Origin of the sequence: Fortiea sp. LEGE XX443, from assembly GCF_015206815.1 — a bacterium.
Classification (GTDB): Bacteria; Cyanobacteriota; Cyanobacteriia; order Cyanobacteriales; family Nostocaceae; genus Nostoc_B.
Window position 1 is genome coordinate 63,657 of record NZ_JADEXZ010000013.1, and the last position, 23,417, is coordinate 87,073.

Genomic DNA, 23,417 nt, shown 5'->3' on the forward strand with positions numbered 1-23,417 from the left:
GGATTTTTTCATTAATCTAGCGTAATTTTCCCTTGGCGCAAAATTTGCCAGTCTGTCCCAGTCCACTTGGCAACAGTGGAAGGTACACCAACCTCTGACATTTCGCCAAAAAATTCTGTAGTTGCCAAGGTTAAAGCATCAGGAAATTGCACCGTAATTTCTGCCATTGTTTTTAAAGGCGGCTGACCAGAAAAATTGGCACTTGTTGTTGCTAAAGGGCCAGTTTTCGCCAAAATAGCACGAGCGATCGCATTATCAGGTACTCGAATACCTATCGTCTTTGGATCAGTCGGGTTGACATGTTTAGGTAAGCGATCGCTGGCTGGCAATACTAACGTTAGCGCTCCCGGCCAATATTTATTCACTACTTGTTGCCAAAGTTCATACTCATCCTCGCTACCTTTGACGTAAGGCCATAAATCCTCAGCACTAGCAGCCATCAAAATCAAAGGTTTGTCCTGACTACGGTGCTTGGCAGCAAAAATTAAAGCGGCTTTTTCTGGTAAAGTTGCCAGCGCCGGCACAGTATCTGTGGGAAAACTCACTAGGCAACCAGCTTGTGCGCCAGCTATCAGGTCTTCTAAATTAACTTGAGCCATGTTTACGAAATATTAGGAGTTATGAATGAAAAATGTGTAATTTTTTGTATTTTCACTCATATAGCAGGTGACAGGGAACAGGTGACAGGTGACAGGGTTAAAAGTCTTTTAGTGCATGAGTTTTATCATTGGCCAATGTCCTAACTGCCTTGGCTACTGCTATAACTCCGGTAAATAGTCCTGGCAAATATAATTCGCGGCTACACAAACTAAGTCCGCCTGCGCGGACTAAAATTTAGGGATTCACATAAGCTAGGGCAAAACGTTCAATTCCCTCTAAATCAGAGTGGATTTGAATATTGCAATAGCTACCTTGATTTTGCAAAAGTTCTCGCACTGTATCGGCTTGCCCTAACATCATCTCAATCAACCACACACCACCAGGGCGCAAATAGCTGGAGGAGACTTCAATTAAATGGCGAATATCATCTAAGCCATCAGCACCACCATCCAAGGCCAAATGTGGCTCATGTTTCATCACTTCTGGTTCTAGGGTAGCCACAGTTTCAGTAGGGATATATGGCGGATTGGAAACCATAGCACTAAATTGGCCTTTCAGAGATGTTAATGGTTCCCACCACGAACCTTGAGCAAAGTGAATCCGTTCGGCAAATCCCAAATTTTGGGCGTTGGCTTGGGCAATTTCTAGGGCTGCGGTACTGTAATCAACAGCATGAATTGTGGCTTTTGGCAACGCATCCGCAAGTCCAATAGCGATCGCACCACTACCAGTTCCCAAGTCTACCCAGTGTCCTTGGTCTAAAGGGGGTATGGCCTCACTCTGAGAAATGGCTGCTACAGCTAAATCAATTAAGCACTCTGTCTCTGGTCGAGGAATCAAAACCGCACTCGACACCATGAGTTTAAATTGTCGCCAAGGGGTGATTCCAGCAATATACTGCGCTGGTAAGCGATCGCGCAGTCTTCTCTGCCAAAGCTCCTCTAAATCTATCAAAGACATTGCCATTGGTATTCCAGACAAGTCTTTGAAAGACTCTAAACATAATGCTAAACGGTCTAAACCAGCGATTTCTTGTAGCAACCAATCAACTTCGTATGGTGAAATATCATTGGCGATCGCAGCTTGCATTGCTTGGTTGCGCCACCGCCAAAGTTCTATACCCGAAACTACCCTTGGCCTTTGCTCTACCATGCTTTAACGTTTTGACTTTGCAGACTGGGAATGACTACCACCATTTAGTAGAGTTCGGATTTAAAGTACGTAAGTCATAAATTCATTATTTTTTAGGAGCAGGTGTCCTAGAAGGTCTATTAGCTGGTGGTTGATTAGGCGTGGTTGATTTAGGCGAGAGTGAGCTGAGAAATTCTATAGACTCCCGTGATGGCCATAGAACAAATTTACTCATATTTGGATCGTTACTGCTATTGAGTGTATCAATAACACTATATAGATCTGCTACTTCGATTCCCGCATCCTTAGCTTCTTGTGGCACAGCTTTTTTAAACTCGTCTAACAAAGCTGTGGCTTGTTCTTTCTCGAAATATAAAGGAACATACCGCTCTTTGCTTTGGGGAACAGGAATGGTCAAATAACCTTTCTTCAATTTCGGTATAAACAAGGGAATACCGTTAAATTGCTGGACTTTTTGACCATTTTGATTCAGAAGTGTTTTTGCTGATTCTAACTGTTGTTGCGTTGGCACTAAAGTATAAATTGTAGAATCTTTTTTCTTTTTAGCTTCTTGAACTATCTGATAGTAATTTGCTAATGACAGAGGTGTTACCTGGAACGTGCTTGCTAATTGGGGGTTTTCTTTCTTGATCCGAACATCCAAAAATTTCTGAGCATCTTGCTTGCTGATAAAAAAACCGACTTGTGAAATAGCCTTAGATTCGTTGTTTCTTGAGATAACTAAAAATTCGCCTTTAGGGTTAATAAGTGTAAATACAGGTACTGACTGTAGCTTTTTCACTATTTCATTTTGTGGCAATGCTACTGCCTGCAAAGTCCCAATCTCCGATATTCCTCCAAAGATTACACTACCAGCTATACCCAATGTTGCGCCCCAGCGAACTAATGCTTTCATAACTACTCCTAGCGTCAATGGTTTTTTTATTAAGTCAGACTAATTGGTTGGATTTGCACAGCACTAACTTGTTTTAGTTATATAGCAATCCATTCAAGATGTGAAAAAGCCATTATGGCTGTTAAATGGTGACAATCAACTCGCAAAACGGAATATTTCTAAATTCTTGAGAACTCCTATGATATTTTCGTCGCAGTGGATTGTGCTGCAACTTGATTTTTTAATTTCACTTCGCCTTTCACCTGCACAAGAATTATAGATGCCTATTACATTCAGATCTCAACGAATGAAAAATTTTGCTGACTGTTGAGACGATTAATGCCATTTTATTGTCTTTCTCAAAAACTGGTGACGCGATCGCAAATTAAATCGTTCCATCTAGCTATTGAGCTATTCACAGCATCAATCAATACCTAGCTCGGCTTCCGGCTAGTTCTGCGATTAAATACAATATGCCCAAACCTTTCTCAGGGAATATCTTGAGCGCATTACAAGGTAAATTCTTTTATCTGTATATTTTTCCATTTATTGTTAAATTTACTACGCAACTTACTTATTTAGTGGGCATCAAGTATAGTAAATTCTGATTTAGCTTTGAAAAAATAAAAAAAACTCCTATCTATGAAATAGCAAATAGGAGATTTACAGACACAAAAATCAAATCGGGATGACAGGATTTGAACCTGCGGCATCCTGCTCCCAAAGCAGGCGCGCTACCAAGCTGCGCTACATCCCGGATATTCTGATTAAGTTTTGCTGATTTTCTTTTTTGGCCTATACAGAATATAAACCTAAAAGCTTTGACAGTTATACTTTACTTGGTTTTGCCAAGATGTCAATCTTACCACACCACCAATTCTAGTATACCAAACTTAACATATATTTGCCAACCACTTCTATGTTTATCGTCTCCCAAAACAAAATTTCGCTTAAATACCAACTTAGCTGTTCCAATTAACAAGGCTCAGGGTTACTGTGGTTGTTTTGATCACAATATTTTTTAGTGAGGATACCAAAACATTCCTTTAATACCTTCAGGATCTGACATAAAACCCATAGTCCGATAGAAATCAACAACATGAGGATCAGCAAAGAGAGTTACATTACTGATTTCTTCGCTTCTGAGTTTTCTGAGTACGTACTTCATTAAGGCTTTACCCAGTCCTTTACCTTGAAAGTCTGGATGAACGACTACATCCCAAATCGTGGCATTAAATGCGTGATCTGAGGTAGCGCGGGCAAAACCAATGAGCCGCCTTTGGTTTCCTCGCACTTGCCACATTGAGGCAACGAGGAAACTATGCTCAATAGCTTTTTTAACTTTTCTCAAGGGACGGCGCGACCAACCAACTGCATCACACAGTTCTTCTAATTCATACAGGTCAATATCCCGCTCTGTGCTGAAAACGATACGTTCCGCGTTACGCGCCGCAGCATCGCCATTAACACCAGAGCCGCTTCTAATTTCCCCTGTATGCTCTTCAAAAGAGGTTGTTTTATTTGTCGCTAAAGATTCAGGAGTACTAAACCAAGTTTTCCAAAAACCCATGCCAACGTGGTTCGGGTAGTATAACTGAATTGGCTACCACTCACTTTGAGTGATGATTCACGTTTGATTGAGCCAGTACCATATCATATCCTCCACACTAGAATTTTTTTGGGTGTTTTCGGGATAGGCAATGGTAACAGCCTTTCATAGCGTGTTTCTTACCAATCATTTTCAACTTTAGCATTTTGTTGTAAAGCCTAGGAGAAATTCCCCAAAAGGCAAAGTTTTGAGAGTCAATTGTATATATGGGGATTGGGTGTTAATTATTGGGTATTGGGAATAATGTTTACTAGTACCCAGTCCCCAGTCTTCAGCACCCAGGTGACAAAAGCAAGCGAGTCTTACCCCAACAATGGCTTCTGGTTTAAAATCTTCGACACTGGAACTCCTAAAGCGCTTTAATCGAGCGTTTCCCCAGTTTTATGAGCAATTTGTCAGTAGTGAGATTCAACTGCAAAATCTCCGGTTAGCTTACCGTCTCTATAAAACCAGACGCGCCGTTATCGAGTTGAAGCCGGAAGGTAGCAAAAGCGCCCTGCACTTTGCCTACCGCAACCAGTCATTTCTCCTCAGTGATATTTTTGGTGTATTGGCAGCTTACGGTTTGACTATCCACGGTCTTAGTCTTTATGGTCAAATTCGACCTCCAATGCTAGTTTTCATTAAACTTTTGGTATCTCGTGGTAGCAAAGCTTTGACAGAAAAAACCTCAGAAAATGTTTGTCGCGCCATACGGGAAGCTTTGGGAGGGCGGTTTGAGGTTGAAGAAATGTTAGCCGTGGAATTTAATTTAGATGCTGGCTTAGAACAAGTACAAACTGAGTTCTATGTAGATCCTGTATTTCATCTGCCTGCTCTGGTGATTGAGGCAGATAACCAACCAGGATTATTTTACAAAGTGATGTACGCCATCTGGCAAGAAGACCTGCTAGTGGTCAATGCGAATTTGTTAGTGTGGCGGGGACGCACGCGGTTGATTCTCTATTTGTTGGGGCCGAATGAAAGCCTGATTCCTGAATATTTAGGACACAAAATTGCTGAAGGAGTCCGACAGAGGTTGTTAGGTAAGTAATCAAAGGCTGAACTTATATGTTTCACACTTCATACTTCAGCCTTTTACATTCTGTATTTAGTCGTACCCATCCTTAAGGGTACGATATAAGTATGGCAACCATAGAAATCTTGGGCGTTCCACACGCTTACGAGTTAACGGCTCCCACATCCTGCCCTCATGCTTTGGTGTTCATCCACGGTTGGCTAAACAGCCGTGGGTACTGGCAGCCTGTGATTTCCCGTCTGTCAGCAGATTTACAATGTTTATCTTATGATTTGCGAGGTTTTGGTGAGTCACAGTGCCAACCGGAAATTGATGTCAATCAGCTACAAAGTACTGTTGCTATGACAGCCCACTTTCTTGATACATCTGACTCATCATTTGATTTTCTGTATACACCAACTGCTTATGCTCAAGACTTAGCAGCTCTGTTACAACAGCTAAATATTACCAGTGCATGGCTGATTGGACACTCTTTGGGCGGCACGATCGCTCTTTGGGCAGCAGATCAAATGCCTGACTGTGTTCAGGGTGTGATTTGTATTAATGCAGGTGGTGGTATTTACCTCAAAGAAGCTTTTGAACAATTTCGTTCAGCCGGCCAGCGATTTTTACAAGTTCGTCCGCGCTGGCTATCTCAGCTACCTTTGATTGATTTGCTGTTTACTAGAGCAAGTGTAGCCCGTCCTTTAGACCGTCATTGGGCGCGTCAACGGGTGATAGATTTCGTTGTTGCTGACCCAGAAGCTGCCTTAGGGACGCTGTTAGAATCAACAACTGAAGAGGAAGTTAACCGATTACCTCAATTAGTGTCGCAATTGAAGCAGCCAGTTTATTTTCTGACTGGTGCCGATGATAAGGTAATGGAACCCAAGTATGTTCGCCATTTAGCCAGCTTTCATCGGCTTTTCCAATACTGTGGTGACAATGTGATTGAAATTCCTGATTGTGGCCATTTGGCCATGTTAGAACAACCAGATGCCGTCGCTAGTCATATTCGTTCAATAGTTATTAGTCAAGAGTCAAGAGTCAATGGTCAATAGTCAATAGTTTTGGAGTAAACGACAAATGACTATTAACCATCAAAGTTTGATACAGCAATATTTAAATACCAAAAGATTTTTAACTCTGTAACATGTAACCTGTCACCTGCTATATAACTTCATCACCTGCGTAAGAGCTAGTCGTGACTCAACACCCAACGTTAACGGTGAGATGTGGCCGCGAGATAAGTGGTGAGATGCAGCACACGCAATCATGGCGGCGTTATCAGTACAATATTTCAACGGCGGGAACAGGACACGTAGGTTGTGCTCGCTGGCAGATGCCCGTAAGTGCTTTCTCAAACCGCTGTTTGCTGCTACCCCGCCACCAACGGCAATGGTATTAAGACCATAGTCAAGAGCGCAGGCGATCGCTCGTTTGGTGAGTGCTTTTGCTACAGTTTCCTGAAAACTCGCCGCTACGTCTGCCACCGGAACTTTCCCACCATCTTTCTCTAATTGCTGTACTAGCCGCAGTACGGCTGTCTTTAAGCCGCTAAAACTGCCATCATAGGGATGAAACCCTCCACCTGGTAAAGAAACTTTACCTTCTGGCAAGATAAAGGCTTGGGGATCACCCTGTTGAGCCAGGTTGTCAATAATTGGCCCGCCCGGATAACCTAGTTTTAATAATCGTGCTACCTTGTCAAAGGCTTCCCCCGCAGCATCATCCCGCGTTTCACCCAGGGTTTCGTAAACACCACAGTCTTTAACGTAAATCAAGCTTGTATGTCCGCCTGAAACTAGTAAGCTAAGAAAAGGGGGATCTAATGTTGGCTCACTCAAATAAGTCGCGTAAATGTGGCCTTCGAGGTGATGAACTCCCAAAAATGGTTTATTGTGTACCATCGCTAAAGTTTTGGCAGCAGTTAATCCTACCAACAGCGCTCCCACGAGTCCAGGGGCGCATGTGGCGGCGATGCCATCAATTTTTGACCAGTCTAACCCGGCTTGTTCCAGAGCTTGAGCGATCGCCTCGTTGATTGTTTCCAAATGCTGGCGAGATGCCACTTCCGGCACGACTCCACCATATTGCTGATGGATTGGTATTTGGGAAGCGATAACACTACTGTAAACTTGACGATTGTTAACAATTGCGACGGCAGTTTCATCACAACTGGTTTCGATTGCTAAAACGTTGACCATCTCAGGGTTCTGCAAAATAACTACTTGTTTGAGAAGCTTTAACTTTTATTTACTTAAACTTTACTCGGTTCCCAGGCAAGAGTATGATGACATGCTAGTTAGCCAAATAAAGAATGTACAAGCCGCTTCGTTTTGTACATAAAACTTTTTCTTTTGTAATAAAAGGAAACAACTCCATGCGACGATTGTTTGCTTTGATTTTAGCGATTTGTCTTTGGTTCAATTTTGCTCCGCCAGCTAAAGCTCTAGGGGCTAATCTGACACCCTGCCAAGACAACCCCGCATTTCAAGCACTAGCCAAAAATGCCCGGAATACCACTGCTGATCCTCAATCAGGTCAAAAGAGGTTTGAGCGTTACTCTCAAGCACTTTGTGGCCCTGAAGGCTACCCTCACTTGATTGTTGATGGTCGTCTGGATCGGGCTGGGGACTTTTTGATTCCCAGTATCCTCTTTCTCTATATAGCCGGTTGGATTGGTTGGGTAGGACGTGCTTACCTAATCGCAGTTAGAAAAGAATCTGACTCCGAACAAAAAGAAATCCAAATCGATTTGGGTCTAGCATTACCCATCATGGCCTCCGGTTTTGCTTGGCCTGCAGCAGCTCTCAAAGAATTCCTTTCTGGCGAATTAACTGCTAAAGATTCAGAAATCCCTGTTTCTCCACGTTAGTTCAGCTTCACTTATTTATTGATTTTGGAGACTAAATACATGGCTGAAAAAAGCGATCAATCATCCTATTTGATCAAATTTATTTCCACAGCACCAGTGGCAGCGACCATCTGGCTGACAATTACAGCAGGCATTTTGATTGAATTTAACCGCTTTTTCCCAGACCTACTATTTCACCCAATGCCATAAGCGGAGCATGGGATTTAAAACTGTTGCATGTGTAATTGAGAGGCGAACATAAAATTATGGCGCAAGCAGTAGATGCTTCTAAGAATCTGCCCAGCGATGTGAGAAACCGGGAAGTAGTTTTTCCCGCAGAACGCGATCCTCAGCTGGGAAATCTCGAAACTCCAGTGAATTCTTCTCCGGCAATCCAGTGGTTCATTAACAACTTGCCAGCTTATCGTCCTGGTTTGACTCCTTTCAGACGTGGGCTAGAAGTTGGTATGGCACATGGCTACTGGATATTTGGCCCCTTCGCTAAATTAGGACCCCTGCGTAATGCTCCGAATGCTAATTTAGCTGGTTTACTAGGAGCTATCGGCTTGGTAATTTTACTCACAGGGGCTTTGTCTTTATATGCTAATAGCAATCCTCCCAAAGCACTGAATAGCCCAACTGGAGCTTCAGCCCCAGATGCTTTTCTATCTAATGAAGGCTGGAATAATTTTGCCAGTGCTTTCTTAATTGGTGGCATTGGTGGTGCAGTAGTTGCTTACTTCTTAACTAGCAATATTGCATTCATTCAAGGTTTAGTGGGTTAATTTGGTTTCTTGGTAATTGGTAATTAGTGATTAGTCAAAGTTGGGAGTCGGAAGGTTTTTTGTAATAAGAAACTTTAGATGATGACTTTCTAATTACTGATTATCATTTACCAATATGTAGCTGTACTAGATAAAAACAAATGTATTTTTGCTACGAAAATATTGGAAGGACACATATTTCTATGTGTCCTTTATTATTAGATATGCAAAATGCTTGGGTTTGATTATCCAAATAAAACCGCTTCGATCGCCTCAACAGCGGTTTCAAAATCGTCATTTACGATTTGCAGATCAAATTCATCAGCAGCTTCAATTTCTGCTTTAGCACGACATAGGCGACGAGCGATCGCTTCTTCAGCGTCTTGTCCACGACCACGTATCCGTTTTTCTAATTCATCAAAGGAGGGCGGCAAAATAAAAATGCTCAGGGCATTAGGAAAGGAAGCGCGAATTTGTCTTGCCCCTTCTAACTCAATTTCCAGCACTACCAACTTACCAGACTGAATTTGGTTTAGCACAGCTTCACGCGGAGTACCGTAATAATTCCCCGCAAATTCCGCCCACTCTAAGAATTCACCTTGAGCAACCAGTTGTTCAAACTTACTACGGTTAATAAAGTAATAATTTTTGCCATTTATTTCTCCAGGGCGAGGAGAACGAGTTGTCACGGATACAGAATAATAAAGTTGCGGATGACGCTGCAACAGCGATCGCATTAAGGTACCTTTGCCAACTCCACTGGGGCCGGTTAAAACAATTAACTTGCCTGTAGGCGAGCATTCTTTGGTAGTAGCACTAGTCTGGATAGGTAAAACTTGCATCATCCGTTCAACCTGTGAATTAATCAATAAATATGATTTATGAGTTTGTGTTCGTTGCCAGGGCGACCTCGACTAACGAATTTGTAGCACTGGTGACAGAAAGCCAGCCTAATTCACATGGTACTGCCGATATGGTGCAAATAGAATGGACGTTTGTCAATTATGCCTAGTTAATTATCTACAGCATGATGATCACGAGAAATCACAAAACGATTTGCTACCGTTTCTGGTTGAATCGCTGAAAGGATTACGTGGCTGGAATCTGTGATAATTACAGCCCTTGTCCGACGACCATAAGTTGCATCAATCAGCTGACCTCTGTCCCGCGCATCGGTGATGATCCGCTTAATTGGCGCAGATTCTGGACTAACAATCGCAACTACTCGGTTAGCCGAAACAATGTTGCCGAAGCCGATGTTTATTAATTGAATTTCCATAAATTAACTGACATTTAATGTGGCACGAGAATCCAGTAAGGAATGTATTCCCATGTTATCCCTAAAAAATAGGAGTTACAACGCATCACATCTAGCCAGCTTTAGTTTTTATAGAGCAAATGCTTTTTTTAGCTGTTTATTTGACAAATATACTGAAAATATTCCCCAAGACACATGCACAACTATGAGAATGCAATCTAGTCCAAAGAAGCAGAGGGGAAATACTAACGACCATTGACTTTTTTTAATTCCTGCCATTTTTGTCGTAGTTGATGCAAGTTGGGAGTATGACCGCCATAACGCCAGCTAACATAGGCTTGACTGATTTCATCTATAACTTGGGCGGTGGCTGGCGCATGATGTTGATATGAAACTTTGGCATACTCTAGGGGTGTTTGTGCTGGATGCTTACCTAAACCTTTGAGCGCAGTCCATTGCAGCATTTGTTGATAAAGTCTTTCCATCGGCGGTAATTTACTTAGCCACCGACGCTGTAACCACTCGCGCCACTGTACCCAACCTAGCCAAGCAAAAAAAGCGATTGTGGTTCCTAAGGTTAAGCCAGTTAGTATACCCAACCAACCTTGGGTAAATAAAGCAAAAAACCAAGCGATCGCTCTTGTTGTCCAGGTAAATATTGTCCCGAATACATTGTTAAATAACCCAGTCACAGGCGACGGTAGCCACCCAGCCACCCAATTCCAAAATTGGCGCAAAACGCTAAAAGTTTGGGAATCTTCGATGGATGGGGGAATTAAGGGATGATTGGGAATTGGATCAAAAGCAAACCAGCCATATTTGGGGAAGTAAACTTCTGTCATCGCATAAGCATCGGTGTTACGAACAACATACATTCCTGTAAAGGGATTAAACTCCCCAGAACTAAAACCCGCTACCAACCTCGCTGGAATGCCAATGGAACGGAGCATCATGGTTAGCACTGTTGAGAAGTGGTCTGGATAACCACCTTGATGCTTAAACAAGAAAGCTTCAACCAAGTCTTCTTTTTCGGACAAATAAGGAAAATCGAAGGTATTTTCGGGAATAGAGTAGCGTTGTTTTATGTACTGAGCCAGATAAAGCGCCTTCTCGTATGGTGAATCTAAAGTTTTGGAAACTCTAGATACATTGTCTCGACTGTAGTTAGCCAGAATTTCTTCAGTAAATTTTCGGACTTTGGACGCAATTTCTGGCGGGATTTGCAGATAGTATTTTTGAATATGCTGCGGATATTTAGTAGTAGCTTTTCCTAGCAAAGTCCGATCGCGGTATGGTACTTCTGAAATAACTGTGTAGGTAAGGTCTTCCGATAAACCAACAGGCGATCGCAGTCCATCTTCTTTATCCACAGCCACAACTGGTGTGGGAAAGTAAATTTCCTTGGGATGGGTCATCGCCGGAATCAAGTTCGGCAAATCTGCTACTACTGTGTAGGTTTGCACTACTTCTCTAGTTTGAGCAGAGGTAGCAGGAGGAGACAGATAAATTTGATAAGACCAAGGCGATCGCTTCAAGGTGATAACATCTTCGTTACGGGAAATCTCCCAACCTTTACCTGTGTAGCGGTCAAATGCTAGTACACGCCAAAATCCTTCTGCCTGCGATCGCACCCGCATCACTACCTTGGGTGTCATATTTCCCCGCAGGTTTTGGTTTATTTGGCTATTAAAACCGTAATAAGAACTATCATTCAGCTTGCCTGGTTGCCCAGTTTGGCTTTCTCCTGTCCCATTGCCTTGATTTTCGGCATTACCTTGGCGGACATAACCAGGGTTAATAATGCTCCTTCCGGTAAATCCACCTTTAACATCAATTGGTGAACTGACAGGAAATGTCCGTAATTGATAGCCAGGGAATCGGGGTAAAACTGCAAAAATCCCTAATCCCAATCCCACAATTAAACTAAAGAGTAAAAAATAAAAAGGTAAATTTAATTTTAATGGTACTTCTTTTGCCTTTTGGCTTTTAACTTTTGACTTATCAAGACCGATTTGGGAACGGTAATTTAAAACTAAAGTTGGTAAGGCGATCGCTAAAAATAATAGTAATACAGGCGCAAAGGCTAACGTTTGACTCAGCGTTGCTGCCACACCCAATAAAATCAACCCAATCACTATTGAATAGCCCAAGTCTTTACGCCGGGGCATATCAAAACTGTGGAGTATTTGAAGTTGAATTAATAACTCTGCTAAAGCCAGCCGTGTATCATTTAATTCTCCCAATAACCGCCCAAAGAATGCACCTAATCCAATTAACATCCCAATGGCAATACAGAATTTAATTGGCACATTGGGATTTCGGCGATAGCGGTAACTCCAAACAGCACCAACAACACTTAAGGGGACTGCCCAAAAACTAAATGTTGTCTCAGCAGCAATATCTACTGCCACAGTCCCCATAATCACCAACGCCAGTACTAGCACCCGCAAGGAAAGAGAATCTTCCACTGCTGTCAAAGGCGATATCTGGATATTTTGTCGCCAATTATTAACTATAGGTAGACGCGAAAACCAATTAATCCTGGATAAGTTAAACATTTAAAGGATCAGAAATGGTGTAGATGCAGTCAACAAAATGCTTGGTTAGTCCAATTATTTCTCTAGTTGTAGCTCATACCCTGCCAAAAATCTTGTTCAGATAACAGTAACTCCCTGAAGGCATCCTTTGGGAGTTTAAATATCGTTAGCCCTAATGATCGTCTCAAATCAAAAAACGTAGAAGCCCTAATGATCGCTTGTTAAAAAAAAGATAAGCTCCAAAACCGCGATAATCTTCTTAATTGCTCAGTATTGCTCAACCGAATTACGGCAGGTTTGGTGACTTTGGCTATGTTGTGGGATTAATCACGAACAACAAAGGCTGTTGGTCTACTTCTGGAAATTCCACTTCCAATGTATAAGTTGGGTTAAGTTCCTGGCATGATAGCTCTACACTCAAGCATCCCGAACTGGAAGACTGAGCCATTGCTAAGGTACCTTCTCCCCGCAAAGTCAAAATTCCCTTTGTGGGTAAGTTACCTTGAACATGCAATTGTGTTTGCTTACCACGAGTTTGGTATTCTACCCTCAAAGTCAAGATACCCTCGCTTGTCAGCCATTGTCTTTCTACTACTGGACTATTTGGCGTGACTGGTAGACTCAGATTTTCTAGCAGTTGTTTAGCAGCCAGTAGAGACAATGCCATTTGTTGGCGTGGTTGTAAATCTGGGTAATCGCTTTCGATATTGAGCTTTTGATCGAGAACTTCCACAGACCGATAAGGACTTCTTAGTACCAAACCGGCTATGTCGTTCAGCACCTGAGACTCTTGAGGGAAAAAGCTCTCTACTACCTGAACTAATTTTGCGCCTAAAGGCAGTGCAGATGTCAGCAATACTTGACACTTTTCTAGCAACTCCCGAAAAACTTCCTCTGGTAGAGGAATCGGCAGATTTAACTTAGATTGTTGTACCTTCCACCCCCACGCCGGAACTAAGGTAAGCGATCGCTCTTCTAAGCGATCGGGGTATTCCATTAATTGTGTTTCCCAAGGGAATAAAGGTGGCTGGTTTTCGATTTCGGTTTGTAACCGACGCTTGAGTACGGCTTGGAAACGATCTTGCACAGTAGGAATGTCTCCCAGTTTAAAGGTTTGGGGTATCCCTCCCAACTCTGGCTTACCACTGGCGAAGGTGGTGGCTGGTTTGAGAGGGTGATTAACCCCGTCAATTTCCTTAAACTCGACCAAGTTAGGCTCATCAGTGTTGACATCATTTGCCAACAACCAAGTGAGTAAATGGTTTCGTAAGGATTCTGAGTCACTATTCATGAGTAGATGCACCTGATCCGGACACTAATGAGTTACGAATTTCCCAAGCTTGTTCTAGAATTTTAAACCAGCGTTTTTGCAGTTGTGCCATTGATAACCCTAGAGTTTTAGAAATTTTTTCGTCAGGTTGACCTTGTTGTTTCAAGTCTAATAAAGACCGCTGTTTATCGTCTAGCTGGGAGGTGTAGGCTTCCCATTGCTGAGGAGTTAGCCCCAAATTTGTCTGTAAAGAAGCTTCCAACCATTCGTGTACTAGTTCCCAACGATGTAACAAAGCAAACCTAATTAAATGATACTTGAAGCGCTGTTGTAAGTAATCTCTCTGACGAGGGGTGAGATTTAAAATTGTCTCTATTTCCTGTGTGGATAGATCCTGAAGACGCAATGAGAAGTAATCAGCGCAATCAGATTGTTGTTTTTGCTCCAAATAACTCATCAATTCGGTAATCACAACAGAACGCAAAGTATCTTCTTCGGGTTCGGGTTCGGGTTGCGTCGCCATTGTTGAGCGTAACTGATGTACTGCTGGCTCTTCCCAAGAACCATCGCCGTCACCGGAGCTACCTTCAGAAGCTTGTTCTATATCTACGCTGGTTTCTGGGGGTTGCTGTTGCGAGAAGGTCTGCGCCCGTAGGATAATCAGCTGTTGCTGACGACCTGGTAAAGGAATGCGCCGCTTACCGTAGCGTTCGGTAAAGGCCATGTACTCTGCTAATTCCAGGAGAGATTGGGGACGATAGGTAGTACCTAGTTGATTTTCGCGCCGGAAAGCGTTTAGTGCTTCCAAATAAAAACTTTGTAGAAAATCTTCGATGATAGTCAGCCGCCCTTGATAGCTCAATTGCCGCTGCGGAGGATTAATGTAACGATAAATAATGGCACTCAGGGTACTGTGTAACTCAACTCTGCCCCGATTAGAACCCAACTGATAGTACCTAAGACATTGTTGCAGCCGATGTCTGGCTAGGGTCATTGCCGAGTTCTCTACGGCACCAGAAGCTTGGATACGTTTACTTTCGCTGCAAATCCGATATACTTCAGTGGTAATGCGTGTTGCCACATCATGGCAATTCTGTTCTGAGGCTTTGGTTGATTGCCTAAACTCCTTGTACAGGAGTTGAAATATCACCTCCACGCCGATAGTATGTTCTCCCAGAAAAGTTGCGGTTGGAATAGTTGCGGTTGCGGCTGAATTCATAGTCTCGGTGTTTAAAAGACCCTAACATACATAGAAATAACCTGTACGACGGTGAGTATTGGCTTTGTGTGTTTTGCGTATAAGCTAAACGCAGGGCTGTCCTACATTGAGGATATGGCTGATTTTATTATTCCCAATTCCGATGGAATTGTTCACACCTTGACCTGCTGTGATTGCCATTACCCAAAAGTCGTTGACAAGTCATTATGGATTTAGAAACACAAATTCAATTGCTGATTGACAATGCACCCCGCGATGGTATTTCACCACATCTTGTTGCAGCAATTGCTCCTGCTTTTCGCGCGATCGCTCAACAATTACGCCACTCCCAGTACTATATTCTCCAAAAGGAGGGAAGCTGGGTCTTAACTACATTGAGCCACCGTGCAGATCCAGGATTGGAGAAGCAGGTGATTTACGCTTTTTCTACCATACAGGATGTTTCCCTAATTTCATCTGCTGGGCGAGACCCTCAAGTGGTGGCTACACCTATTGCTGTCACCCATATTTTGTTCCAATTATTGGCGTTAGCACCCGTAGATAGCATAGTTTTTTTAGAAACACCAGGCACACTCGATCATGCTTTTGAAGTGCCGCGTTCTCAGTTAGAAAAAATCATGCAAAAACAGCTAAAACAACAGATGCAACCACAAAAACAGCCAAGAAATATACCACCCGACATTGCCTAAAATAAATTTGGAGTTGGGATTTTTTGGATACAATCCAATTTTCCAACTCCAAACTCCAACATCAAAAATTTATCATCTAAAATTTTTAATAAAGTCGACTCAGTACGTAGTCAGTGATGTCGATTAAGGCTTGACGTGATTCTGAAGGAGCAAGAACTGCAATATCTTCAGCAGCTAACTTTGCATGATGAGCCGCTAGTTCCCGCGCCTGCTGTATTCCTTGACTGTCTTGAATCAATGCTAGTGCTTGCTCTAAATCTCCTGCTTGGGCAAATTGGCGTTTAATTAGGACTTCTAAATATGGTTTTTCCTCTAGGGCAAATAAAACGGGTGCAGTCAGATTGCCACTTTTCAGGTCAGAACCAGCTGGTTTACCTAAGGTATCTGTTGTGCTGGTGAAATCTAAAATGTCATCCATAACCTGAAACGCTAAACCAAGATTTCGCCCGTAGCTATATAAATGCTGGGCTGTTTCTGGAGAAACTTCACTAAGTAAGCCTGCGGCTTTAGCGCTGTTGGCGATTAATGAGGCGGCTTTGTAATAGCTTTTTTCCAGGTAAGCTTCAATTGCTAGGCTACTATCAAAGCAACTCATCCCTTGTTGGATTTCTCCAGTGGCCAGATCCATAATTACTTCTGAAAGCAGTTTGACTACTTCTAAGTTGTCTAAGTTTGCCAGATACCAAGATGATTGGGCAAAGAGAAAGTCTCCTGCCAGTACCGCAATGCGGTTCCCAAACAAGCTATGAACGGTTGGCACACCACGGCGCATTTGCGATTCATCTACAACATCGTCATGCACTAGGCTTGCCGTGTGAATCATTTCTGTAATTTCTGCTAGGCGACGGTGACGCTGGGTGATGTCGTCTTTTAAGATGGTCGCCCGTGATATCAGCAGGACGATCGCTGGTCTGATGCGCTTTCCCCCAGCTCCGAAGAGATGTTCGGCGGCTGCAAAAAGAATGGGATGGCGATTGCCAACTAACTGCTTGAGGTTATCGGCTAGTAGTTGCAAGTCTGCTTCCACAGGGGTAAACAGGGAGTTATCTGGGGTCATGGATGGGCGGACTCTGGCTTAGGTTACGAAAGTTTACATATCCTAATACTCATTTTAAGATAACCCTGTGCCAGCGCAAAGTTTTGCTGAGAGAATACTTATCTTTAGGCTGCCAACTCACCACTGAGTGTTGAGGCTATGTCTCTTCAGTTAAGGTATATGGGCAGTTTTAGTGGTCTTACTTCACTCAAAATGATGCAGAATTTTTTTATTATTTCTACAAATAATTTATCTAGAGGTTCGTCACCATGCGTTGCTTGTGCTTTCTTCACTAATAATTTTATATTTTCTTAAGTATTATCAGTATATATACAAGTATAAAAACATAAGATTTTGTTGTCTCATGCTTGAGTAAGCACTATTTTTGAGAAATAGCTTTGATTTTTATGATAAATTTATATTTAACAGTACACATTGTAAGTAACAATAAGTACATCAGTAGAATATTGCGTTTTTTTATTTATGATCAAATTAGACACAATTAATATTTTTAATTAAAGAAAAAGTTGTTTTGGCTTTGAATTTAGTCTTCTAGAAAATTCAAAATTTAGCCTCAAAGATAGCTTAAAAGTCAGGTTCGTTGTGCTACGCTAAAATGTAGGGATTTTAAATTTTTCAGGTATTGACAACGTAAAGGTAAAGCACTGTTTGGTGAACTTACCTCAAAATTGTTGTAAATCCAGAATAGCTAGTAGCCGCAAAATAAAATCAAGAAAATTATTTCTTGTGATTTTGTAGCGGCAGATAAACTTCTTGGGATGGAGTTAGGCGTTACCCTTACAGGAGTTCGCTTTCGGCTTTCAGCGTATGTTGTAAGTCGTGGTATATCCTACCACAGAAGCACGAAAAACAATAATGCAGACTAAGTGAACTGCTGAGGAGCGCAGTTAATTATGCCGTTTGGCAATTTAACTGGTGTGGTATGTGTTGTCTGCAAATAGCTTCAACTAAATAGTTATTTTGTTGACCGGAGAGTGTGATATCTCTACGGCAACTTTAGCATAGCAAACTACAGCCATCAAAAATTTTGTTGAATGGTTGAGTTTCTACGCAATGTATGGAATTTGATATTTTTCTGGAAAAAAAGCTGGTAGAACTATGATTTACACAAATATGCCTATGATGATTTTTATTTTAGCTGCTGGATATTTATTCACAGTTTATCTATTATTAGCACTAGCAAAACGCAGTGGTCAAAAATATGCTTCTCAGAATTTTCTGCCAGGAAACAATGAGAAACATCAACAGGAAGTTTCTGTAACATCACAGATAACTGAAGTGGTTAATAGTCAAGAGTCAATAGTCACATAATTATGAAGTGTGAAGTGTGAAGTATGAAGTGTGAAATTTATTTTTAAGGCTTCATACTTCATCTTGTTTATAAAAATTGGGAAACTACTGTACTATTTAAATCCACAACCTCAACCATTGGGGTATGTCCTAGCCACTGGACTGCGGACTGAGCAAATTGTTGTGGACAACCGCTAACAATAAAGCGAGTTGGTAATGGGGGGTGAGTGTTAGTTAAGCCTAGCAACTCTAAGTCTTGGTCACATGCGGCCGCGACATGAATAGCTGGGTCAACTAATTTGACATGAGCGGGAAGAAGCGATCGCAACACTGGTGCAAGGTGAGGATAATGAGTACAGCCGTAGACCAAAGTATCAATTTCTTGCTGGAGTAAAGGCTCTAGGTAAGAACGTGCTACCTCAGTAGTGTAAGGGTCGTGAATGCGATTTTGTTCAATTAGTGGGACAAATTCTGGACATCCAACTTGCCAGACTTGAACCTCAGAATCATTTTCCAGAATCGCCTGCTTGTAAGCATTACTTTTAGCGGTTGCTGGGGTAGCAATGACACCAATACGCTTTCCTTGCTGCACCGCGGCTTTAGCGCCTGGGAGAATCACGCCCAAAATCGGGATGCTAAATTCTTGACGCACAATTTCTAGGGCAAGGGCAGAACTGGTGTTGCAAGCCATAACCACCATTTTTACCTTCTGCTGTTGCATCCAGCAGAGAATTTCGCGCACAAATTGGAGAATTTCTCCTTGGGAACGGATACCGTAAGGCAGTCTTGCTGTATCACCAAAGTAAATAATTGATTCATTTGGTAGTTGGCGGTAGATTTGTCGCAGTACCGTCAGCCCACCCACACCACTGTCAAAAACGCCGATAGGCGCACGTTGAGGTTCTTTATCAGAAAAATCGTAAAGATGACCTTCAAAAATGGAAGATGAATACACAGGCAGATATTGATTTAGGTTTTGGCATTTAAAATACAGAATTTAGCAGACAATTTGTGAACTGACTACTAAATTCTTAGCTTTTAAGAAGTTTACATACCACCTCATTAATTAAAAATTTTTACTATATTTTGAGATGAGTTGTATTCTTACCTTTGACGTAAGTACTTGAGAACACCACTAGCGATCGCATCTGCCATCCGATTTTGATATTCTGGTGAACCCAACCGCGGATTATCTTCCCGACCAGACATATAACCTGTTTCTACTAAAATTGAAGGCATAGAACTTTTTCTCAGAACATAGAACCGCGCTTTGCGTGTGCCTCGGTCTTTAAGAGTGCCTATATCTTGAAGAATAGTTTTGCGAACCACTTCAGCTAAAGCATAACCACTATCGTAGTAATATACTTCTAACCCATTCACATCAGGGCGATTACCTACTGAATTAGCATGAATACTAACAAATAAAGTTGCATTTACACGCTCTGCAATATCTACCCGTCCCTGAAGCTCAACAAAAAAGTCAGCATCTCGTGTAAGAACTGCTTGTACACCATTTTGCTCTAAAATAGCAGCTACCCGTTTACCAATCGGTAAAACTACATCCTTTTCTAATAGTCTACCCAAACCTGGCGCGCCAGAATCTTTACCACCATGTCCAGGGTCAATAACAACTAGCAGTTTTCCTCTGGGGACTGGACGTGTTTCTGGTGGTATCGTTTGGGGAACATTTATATTGAGTTCTGGTAATTGATCTCTAGTTGAGGGTAGAGGAGGTAAAGCAACTGGTGGTGTAATCGCCCGATTGCGTTGTAATTGTAAAGTTAACAACTGATTACTAATTTGGTTGAGTTCCCCAATTTGGATTCCAGAAGCTGGTTGAACCAAAACATCTACCGAATCTTCCTGGGGCTGAAGACGTACCCGCAGAATGGGACTATTGGCATTAAACGCTGGCCCGGTAACTCTAGGGGCTAACTTTGCATTGGCGATGGTAACGCGAAACAAACCAGAGGATCTATCCCAACCACCCTTAGCAGATACAGGTTTATCAGAACGGATTAAAAGTTGAGTACCATTATCAGCTAATTCCACAGATTGAATTATTGCTGGTGAATCAGTCGCCTGTGAAATCAGACTAGAATCACTATCACCCGGCAATTTAACAACACGACTAGGTATAATTACGAACCCACCAATACTACTAGTACTTGCCCGCCAGTCTGGACTATTTTTATCAACATACAACGTCATGCGGACTGTTGGTTGTCTTGTTTGTAACTGGTAAAATTGAATCCGACTGACACCATAGCGATTAACGGATAAATCTTGTTGCGCCAAACTTGATGATAAGGACGCACCAGTAATATCAATATTAACTGCTCGTTTATCTGAACTGCGATTTACTTGAATCTGAGGATTACCACCGTTGGTACGGACAAAAAAACCATCACCAGTAACTCGGAAACTTTCAAGTTGAGTGACTGCGGCGAGAGTGTTTCCTAGTGGTCTAGGATTAGTTGATGTTACTGAGTCTGTTTTAACTACAGAGTAAATATTTCTCGATGAAAACTCAGTATTAGATGTTGGTTGCGGAGAGATAGGTTCTGGCTGTATGGAAATATCTGCTGAAGAACCTATGGATGCTAATGTTGGTGTTGGTAATTGTACGAGCCAACGACTGCCAGTACTGGCAACAAATTTCACTTCTTGGGGGTCAATAGTATAACCCGGCGCTAACTCTACTACAATGCGGGCGGTTTGAGGTTCAAATTGCCCCACACGAATTGAGCGAACTGCGCCACCCACTGATTGTGTTAATTGTGGCCGTCCAAAGGTTGTATCTGGTAAATCAATCACCAGGCGTGTTGGGTTAAATATAAGCTGTGCTTTGGGTTGAACACTCCCAAAAGTATTAAATTCCAGACGGTTTTGCTGGGCATCAAATTGCCAAGACTCCAATTTCGCTGCCAAAGCTGGCGACGATAATAAGAAGATCGTTCCAATAGTACCGGTTAGTAACCAGTGTAGTTTCACAGTCATTTCTCCTAATTTGCATTCATAGAAGTAAGCACAAGATGAAGATTGGAGTATTCCATTTCATCCTTTAGCTTTTAGCCTTTTTCTTAGTAAACCCTCACACCATCACCGCCACATTATAGTTAGTCTTTATCAAGAGTTTGGAACAGTGTTATCCACTGACAATAACTGCTGTTAGTAACAAAATAATTTTGTCGTGATAGAAAGACTAGGTTAATGGCGTTAAATTTTAGCACGTAGTTCTTGGGATGCCATGTGAGCAAAGTAATGAATTTTACCCACAAGGCTGGAAGAAGTAATCAGGATTCATACCGTTTCACTTTAAGGTTGATACATTTAGGCAAGCAGGGGGCAGGGGGAAAGAATTTGAAATCCTTAGTTGGAATTGCTGGTGAGGTAAGAGTATATTCCCTATACCTTCATGATTTAGAAACCTGTGAGCAGGTTTTTATCCATTGTGTCAATTGTGGGAGAAATGGGAATAATAAGATTGAAAATAGTGATTTGTCTCTGATTTTAAAGATTTTTGGCAGTTAGCGATCGCTATGACTGCTAATGCCAATAATCACGACTATTTCTTTCTAGTTTATCTGTGGTATGTATGCTCAATTACCTCAATCGTTTATTAAATACTCAGTTGACGCAGGTTCCTGTCAAACTTAAGTCGAAGTTTTCAAGATGGTATATCTTTTTAGCAGCAATTATAGTTGCGATCGCCAGTGCTACTGCTATTTATCAACTGAATCAAATAGCAGAACGCAGTAATAATACAAAACTTCTGTTAATTCAAGTCAAAGAACAAGTCAGCAGACTTAATGCTTTGGAATGGGAAGGCATTTCCAAAGGTAAAATTGATGAGGACTTAACCCAAGAACTTGCTGAAAATCAGCAAAGTACTGATGTAATTCTGAATGAGCTTCGGCAAATTAATCAACAAAATAATTTAAAAAATCTTTTTGCTCTATACATTCTCTACAGAACGAAAATAGACGTTGCTTTAGAATTAATTGTCCAAGGCAAAATCAAAGAAGCAATAGAGATTGATGCAGATTCCATCGATGAAATCTATGATAGTTTGTATGCTGAAGTTGCAACCCTGGAAAAAGTTTATGTAGATCAGAAAGAGCAGACAAGAAAACTTGCAGATATTGGAACCACCTGTTCTTTAATATTCGCAGCCAGTATAATTGGCATATTGTCCCACCAATTTAATAAAAACCTGTGGAATAAAAACCAAGAGTTAAATGTTGCTTTTAATGAACTTCAGCGAACGCAGGATCAATTGATTCAACAAGAAAAAATGGCAGCGTTAGGACAACTAATTGCCGGAGTAGCTCATGAAATCAATAATCCTTTAGGTATTATCAAAGCATCGGCAAGTAATACCGATCAGGCACTGCAAGAAGCCCTTGCCGAGCTTCCCTCTTTACATCAGCGTTTGAATTTTGAAGAGCAAAAAAGCTTCTTTAAACTCATCAATCAAGCACTCAAAAATCAACCATCAGTTGCCTTTGAAGAAAACCGTTCGTTGAAACGTCAAATGGCTGCATATTTTAAGGAGTGCGGTATTAACGATGCTAGAGATATTGCTGATCTTTTAATGGACATGGGAATATATGAGGATTTGGAATTTTTGCTGCCGCTTTTGAAGGGTAATCATGGTGGATGGGCTGTACAGTTTGCTTACAATCTAACTTGCTGCTTCGTCAACAATCAGATGATTCTCAATGCTGTTGATCGTTCTGCCAAAATAGTGTTTGCTCTGAAAAACTATTCTCATTTTGATCAAAGTGGCAAAAAACAGTTAATGGAGGTGACTGAAGGAATAGAAACCACGATCGCCATTTATCATAATCAACTTAAATACAAGATCAATTTGATTCGAGACTATCAAAGTACTGCCGAGATTTGGGGCTATCCCGATGAACTGATTCAAGTTTGGACAAACCTGATTTTTAATGCAATTCAAGTGATGGAATCAGGAGGGACACTAACCATTGCCACCCGTCAGCAGGAAAAGGGTGTTGAGATCAGGATTACGGATACTGGCTCTGGCATTTCACAAGAAGTACAGCAAAAAATCTTTGATGCCTTTTTTACCACCAAGCCAGCCGGTGAGGGAAGTGGTTTGGGACTACACATTTGCAAAAAGATTATTGACAAACATCAAGGACATATAAAAGTAGAGACTCAACCAGGGAATACTCAATTCAGTGTTTGGTTGCCAATAGAGTTGGTTTAAAAAGT

21 protein-coding genes and 1 tRNA gene are annotated in these 23,417 nt (G+C 41.7%); 8 read left to right on the plus strand and 14 right to left on the minus strand.

From position 1 onward, the window contains the following. Nucleotides 1-11: 11 nt before the first annotated feature. The 5 genes from IQ259_RS07795 to IQ259_RS07815 all read right to left on the minus strand — a co-directional run bounded on the left by IQ259_RS07795 (nt 12) and on the right by IQ259_RS07815 (nt 4,196). A complete protein-coding gene (locus tag IQ259_RS07795; protein ID WP_193883312.1) occupies nt 12-599 on the minus strand; it encodes an L-threonylcarbamoyladenylate synthase in 588 nt (195 codons plus the stop codon). 235 nt (nt 600-834) lie between these two features. Beyond that, on the minus strand, nt 835-1,752 hold the full coding sequence (prmC, locus tag IQ259_RS07800) for a peptide chain release factor N(5)-glutamine methyltransferase (protein WP_193883314.1): 918 nt from the start codon (nt 1,750-1,752) through the stop codon (nt 835-837). Between the two features lie 85 nt (nt 1,753-1,837). Further along, entirely contained in the window at nt 1,838-2,647 is an 810-nt protein-coding gene (locus IQ259_RS07805; protein WP_193883316.1) for a Tic22 family protein, read from the minus strand. A 662-nt stretch (nt 2,648-3,309) separates the two neighbouring features. Then, nucleotides 3,310-3,383, minus strand: a tRNA-Pro gene (locus IQ259_RS07810). Between the two features lie 264 nt (nt 3,384-3,647). Further along, a complete protein-coding gene (locus tag IQ259_RS07815) occupies nt 3,648-4,196 on the minus strand; it encodes a GNAT family N-acetyltransferase (RefSeq protein WP_193883318.1) in 549 nt (182 codons plus the stop codon). Between the two features lie 352 nt (nt 4,197-4,548). Here IQ259_RS07815 and IQ259_RS07820 point away from each other — a divergent pair, with 352 nt between their 5' ends. Beyond that, nucleotides 4,549-5,268 (plus strand): hypothetical protein, encoded by a 720-nt coding sequence (locus IQ259_RS07820; RefSeq protein ID WP_193883320.1) that lies wholly within the window; start codon nt 4,549-4,551, stop codon nt 5,266-5,268. A 92-nt stretch (nt 5,269-5,360) separates the two neighbouring features. Next, complete coding sequence (locus tag IQ259_RS07825) at nt 5,361-6,293, plus strand: alpha/beta fold hydrolase (RefSeq protein ID WP_193883322.1); 933 nt, start codon at nt 5,361-5,363, stop codon at nt 6,291-6,293. Nucleotides 6,294-6,395: 102 nt separating this feature from the next. Here the strand turns inward: IQ259_RS07825 and tsaD are convergent, their stop codons facing one another. Beyond that, complete coding sequence (gene tsaD, locus IQ259_RS07830) at nt 6,396-7,439, minus strand: tRNA (adenosine(37)-N6)-threonylcarbamoyltransferase complex transferase subunit TsaD (protein ID WP_193883324.1); 1,044 nt, start codon at nt 7,437-7,439, stop codon at nt 6,396-6,398. 176 nt (nt 7,440-7,615) lie between these two features. On the opposite strand from tsaD, the gene IQ259_RS07835 reads away from it, so the two are divergent. The 3 genes from IQ259_RS07835 to IQ259_RS07845 are packed head-to-tail and all read left to right on the plus strand — an operon-like array spanning nt 7,616 to nt 8,874. Then, the gene (locus tag IQ259_RS07835) at nt 7,616-8,110 is read left to right on the plus strand and encodes a Photosystem I reaction center subunit III (RefSeq protein ID WP_193883326.1); all 495 of its coding nucleotides are present in this window, start codon (nt 7,616-7,618) and stop codon (nt 8,108-8,110) included. 39 nt (nt 8,111-8,149) lie between these two features. After that, nucleotides 8,150-8,299, plus strand: coding sequence for a photosystem I reaction center subunit IX (psaJ, locus tag IQ259_RS07840; RefSeq protein WP_193883328.1), 150 nt, complete (start codon nt 8,150-8,152; stop codon nt 8,297-8,299). Between the two features lie 56 nt (nt 8,300-8,355). After that, a complete protein-coding gene (locus tag IQ259_RS07845) occupies nt 8,356-8,874 on the plus strand; it encodes a photosystem I reaction center protein subunit XI (RefSeq protein ID WP_193883330.1) in 519 nt (172 codons plus the stop codon). 224 nt (nt 8,875-9,098) lie between these two features. Here the strand turns inward: IQ259_RS07845 and gmk are convergent, their stop codons facing one another. The 5 genes from gmk to hetZ form a co-directional block, all read right to left on the minus strand. After that, on the minus strand, nt 9,099-9,698 hold the full coding sequence (gene gmk, locus IQ259_RS07850; RefSeq protein WP_193883332.1) for a guanylate kinase: 600 nt from the start codon (nt 9,696-9,698) through the stop codon (nt 9,099-9,101). A gap of 167 nt (nt 9,699-9,865) precedes the next feature. Continuing rightward, nucleotides 9,866-10,132, minus strand: coding sequence for an extracellular matrix/biofilm regulator RemA (gene remA / locus IQ259_RS07855; protein WP_193883334.1), 267 nt, complete (start codon nt 10,130-10,132; stop codon nt 9,866-9,868). A gap of 224 nt (nt 10,133-10,356) precedes the next feature. Next, entirely contained in the window at nt 10,357-12,669 is a 2,313-nt protein-coding gene (locus tag IQ259_RS07860) for a DUF3488 and DUF4129 domain-containing transglutaminase family protein (RefSeq protein WP_193883336.1), read from the minus strand. 289 nt (nt 12,670-12,958) lie between these two features. Beyond that, nucleotides 12,959-13,939 carry a PatU gene (locus IQ259_RS07865; protein WP_193883338.1) on the minus strand — a complete coding sequence of 327 codons (981 nt, stop codon included), beginning with the start codon at nt 13,937-13,939 and terminating at the stop codon, nt 12,959-12,961. Next, the gene (hetZ, locus tag IQ259_RS07870; protein ID WP_193883346.1) at nt 13,932-15,137 is read right to left on the minus strand and encodes a heterocyst differentiation protein HetZ; all 1,206 of its coding nucleotides are present in this window, start codon (nt 15,135-15,137) and stop codon (nt 13,932-13,934) included. Before hetZ ends, IQ259_RS07865 begins: the two co-directional genes overlap by 8 nt. 206 nt (nt 15,138-15,343) lie before the next feature. Between hetZ and IQ259_RS07875 the strand changes: the two genes are divergently transcribed. Next, complete coding sequence (locus IQ259_RS07875) at nt 15,344-15,826, plus strand: hypothetical protein (RefSeq protein WP_193883348.1); 483 nt, start codon at nt 15,344-15,346, stop codon at nt 15,824-15,826. 85 nt (nt 15,827-15,911) lie between these two features. Here IQ259_RS07875 and sds read toward each other — a convergent pair whose 3' ends face one another. Further along, nucleotides 15,912-16,883 carry a solanesyl diphosphate synthase gene (gene sds / locus IQ259_RS07880; RefSeq protein WP_193883350.1) on the minus strand — a complete coding sequence of 324 codons (972 nt, stop codon included), beginning with the start codon at nt 16,881-16,883 and terminating at the stop codon, nt 15,912-15,914. A 1,098-nt stretch (nt 16,884-17,981) separates the two neighbouring features. On the opposite strand from sds, the gene IQ259_RS07885 reads away from it, so the two are divergent. Next, nucleotides 17,982-18,194 (plus strand): hypothetical protein, encoded by a 213-nt coding sequence (locus IQ259_RS07885; protein WP_193883352.1) that lies wholly within the window; start codon nt 17,982-17,984, stop codon nt 18,192-18,194. A 67-nt stretch (nt 18,195-18,261) separates the two neighbouring features. On the opposite strand, the gene murI is transcribed toward IQ259_RS07885, so the two are convergent. Beyond that, the gene (gene murI, locus IQ259_RS07890) at nt 18,262-19,128 is read right to left on the minus strand and encodes a glutamate racemase (RefSeq protein ID WP_193883354.1); all 867 of its coding nucleotides are present in this window, start codon (nt 19,126-19,128) and stop codon (nt 18,262-18,264) included. A 149-nt stretch (nt 19,129-19,277) separates the two neighbouring features. Continuing rightward, nucleotides 19,278-21,167 (minus strand): N-acetylmuramoyl-L-alanine amidase, encoded by a 1,890-nt coding sequence (locus IQ259_RS07895; protein ID WP_193883382.1) that lies wholly within the window; start codon nt 21,165-21,167, stop codon nt 19,278-19,280. Nucleotides 21,168-21,771: 604 nt separating this feature from the next. Between IQ259_RS07895 and IQ259_RS07900 the strand changes: the two genes are divergently transcribed. After that, the gene (locus IQ259_RS07900) at nt 21,772-23,412 is read left to right on the plus strand and encodes a sensor histidine kinase (RefSeq protein WP_193883356.1); all 1,641 of its coding nucleotides are present in this window, start codon (nt 21,772-21,774) and stop codon (nt 23,410-23,412) included. The last annotated feature ends 5 nt before the right edge of the window (nt 23,413-23,417 follow it).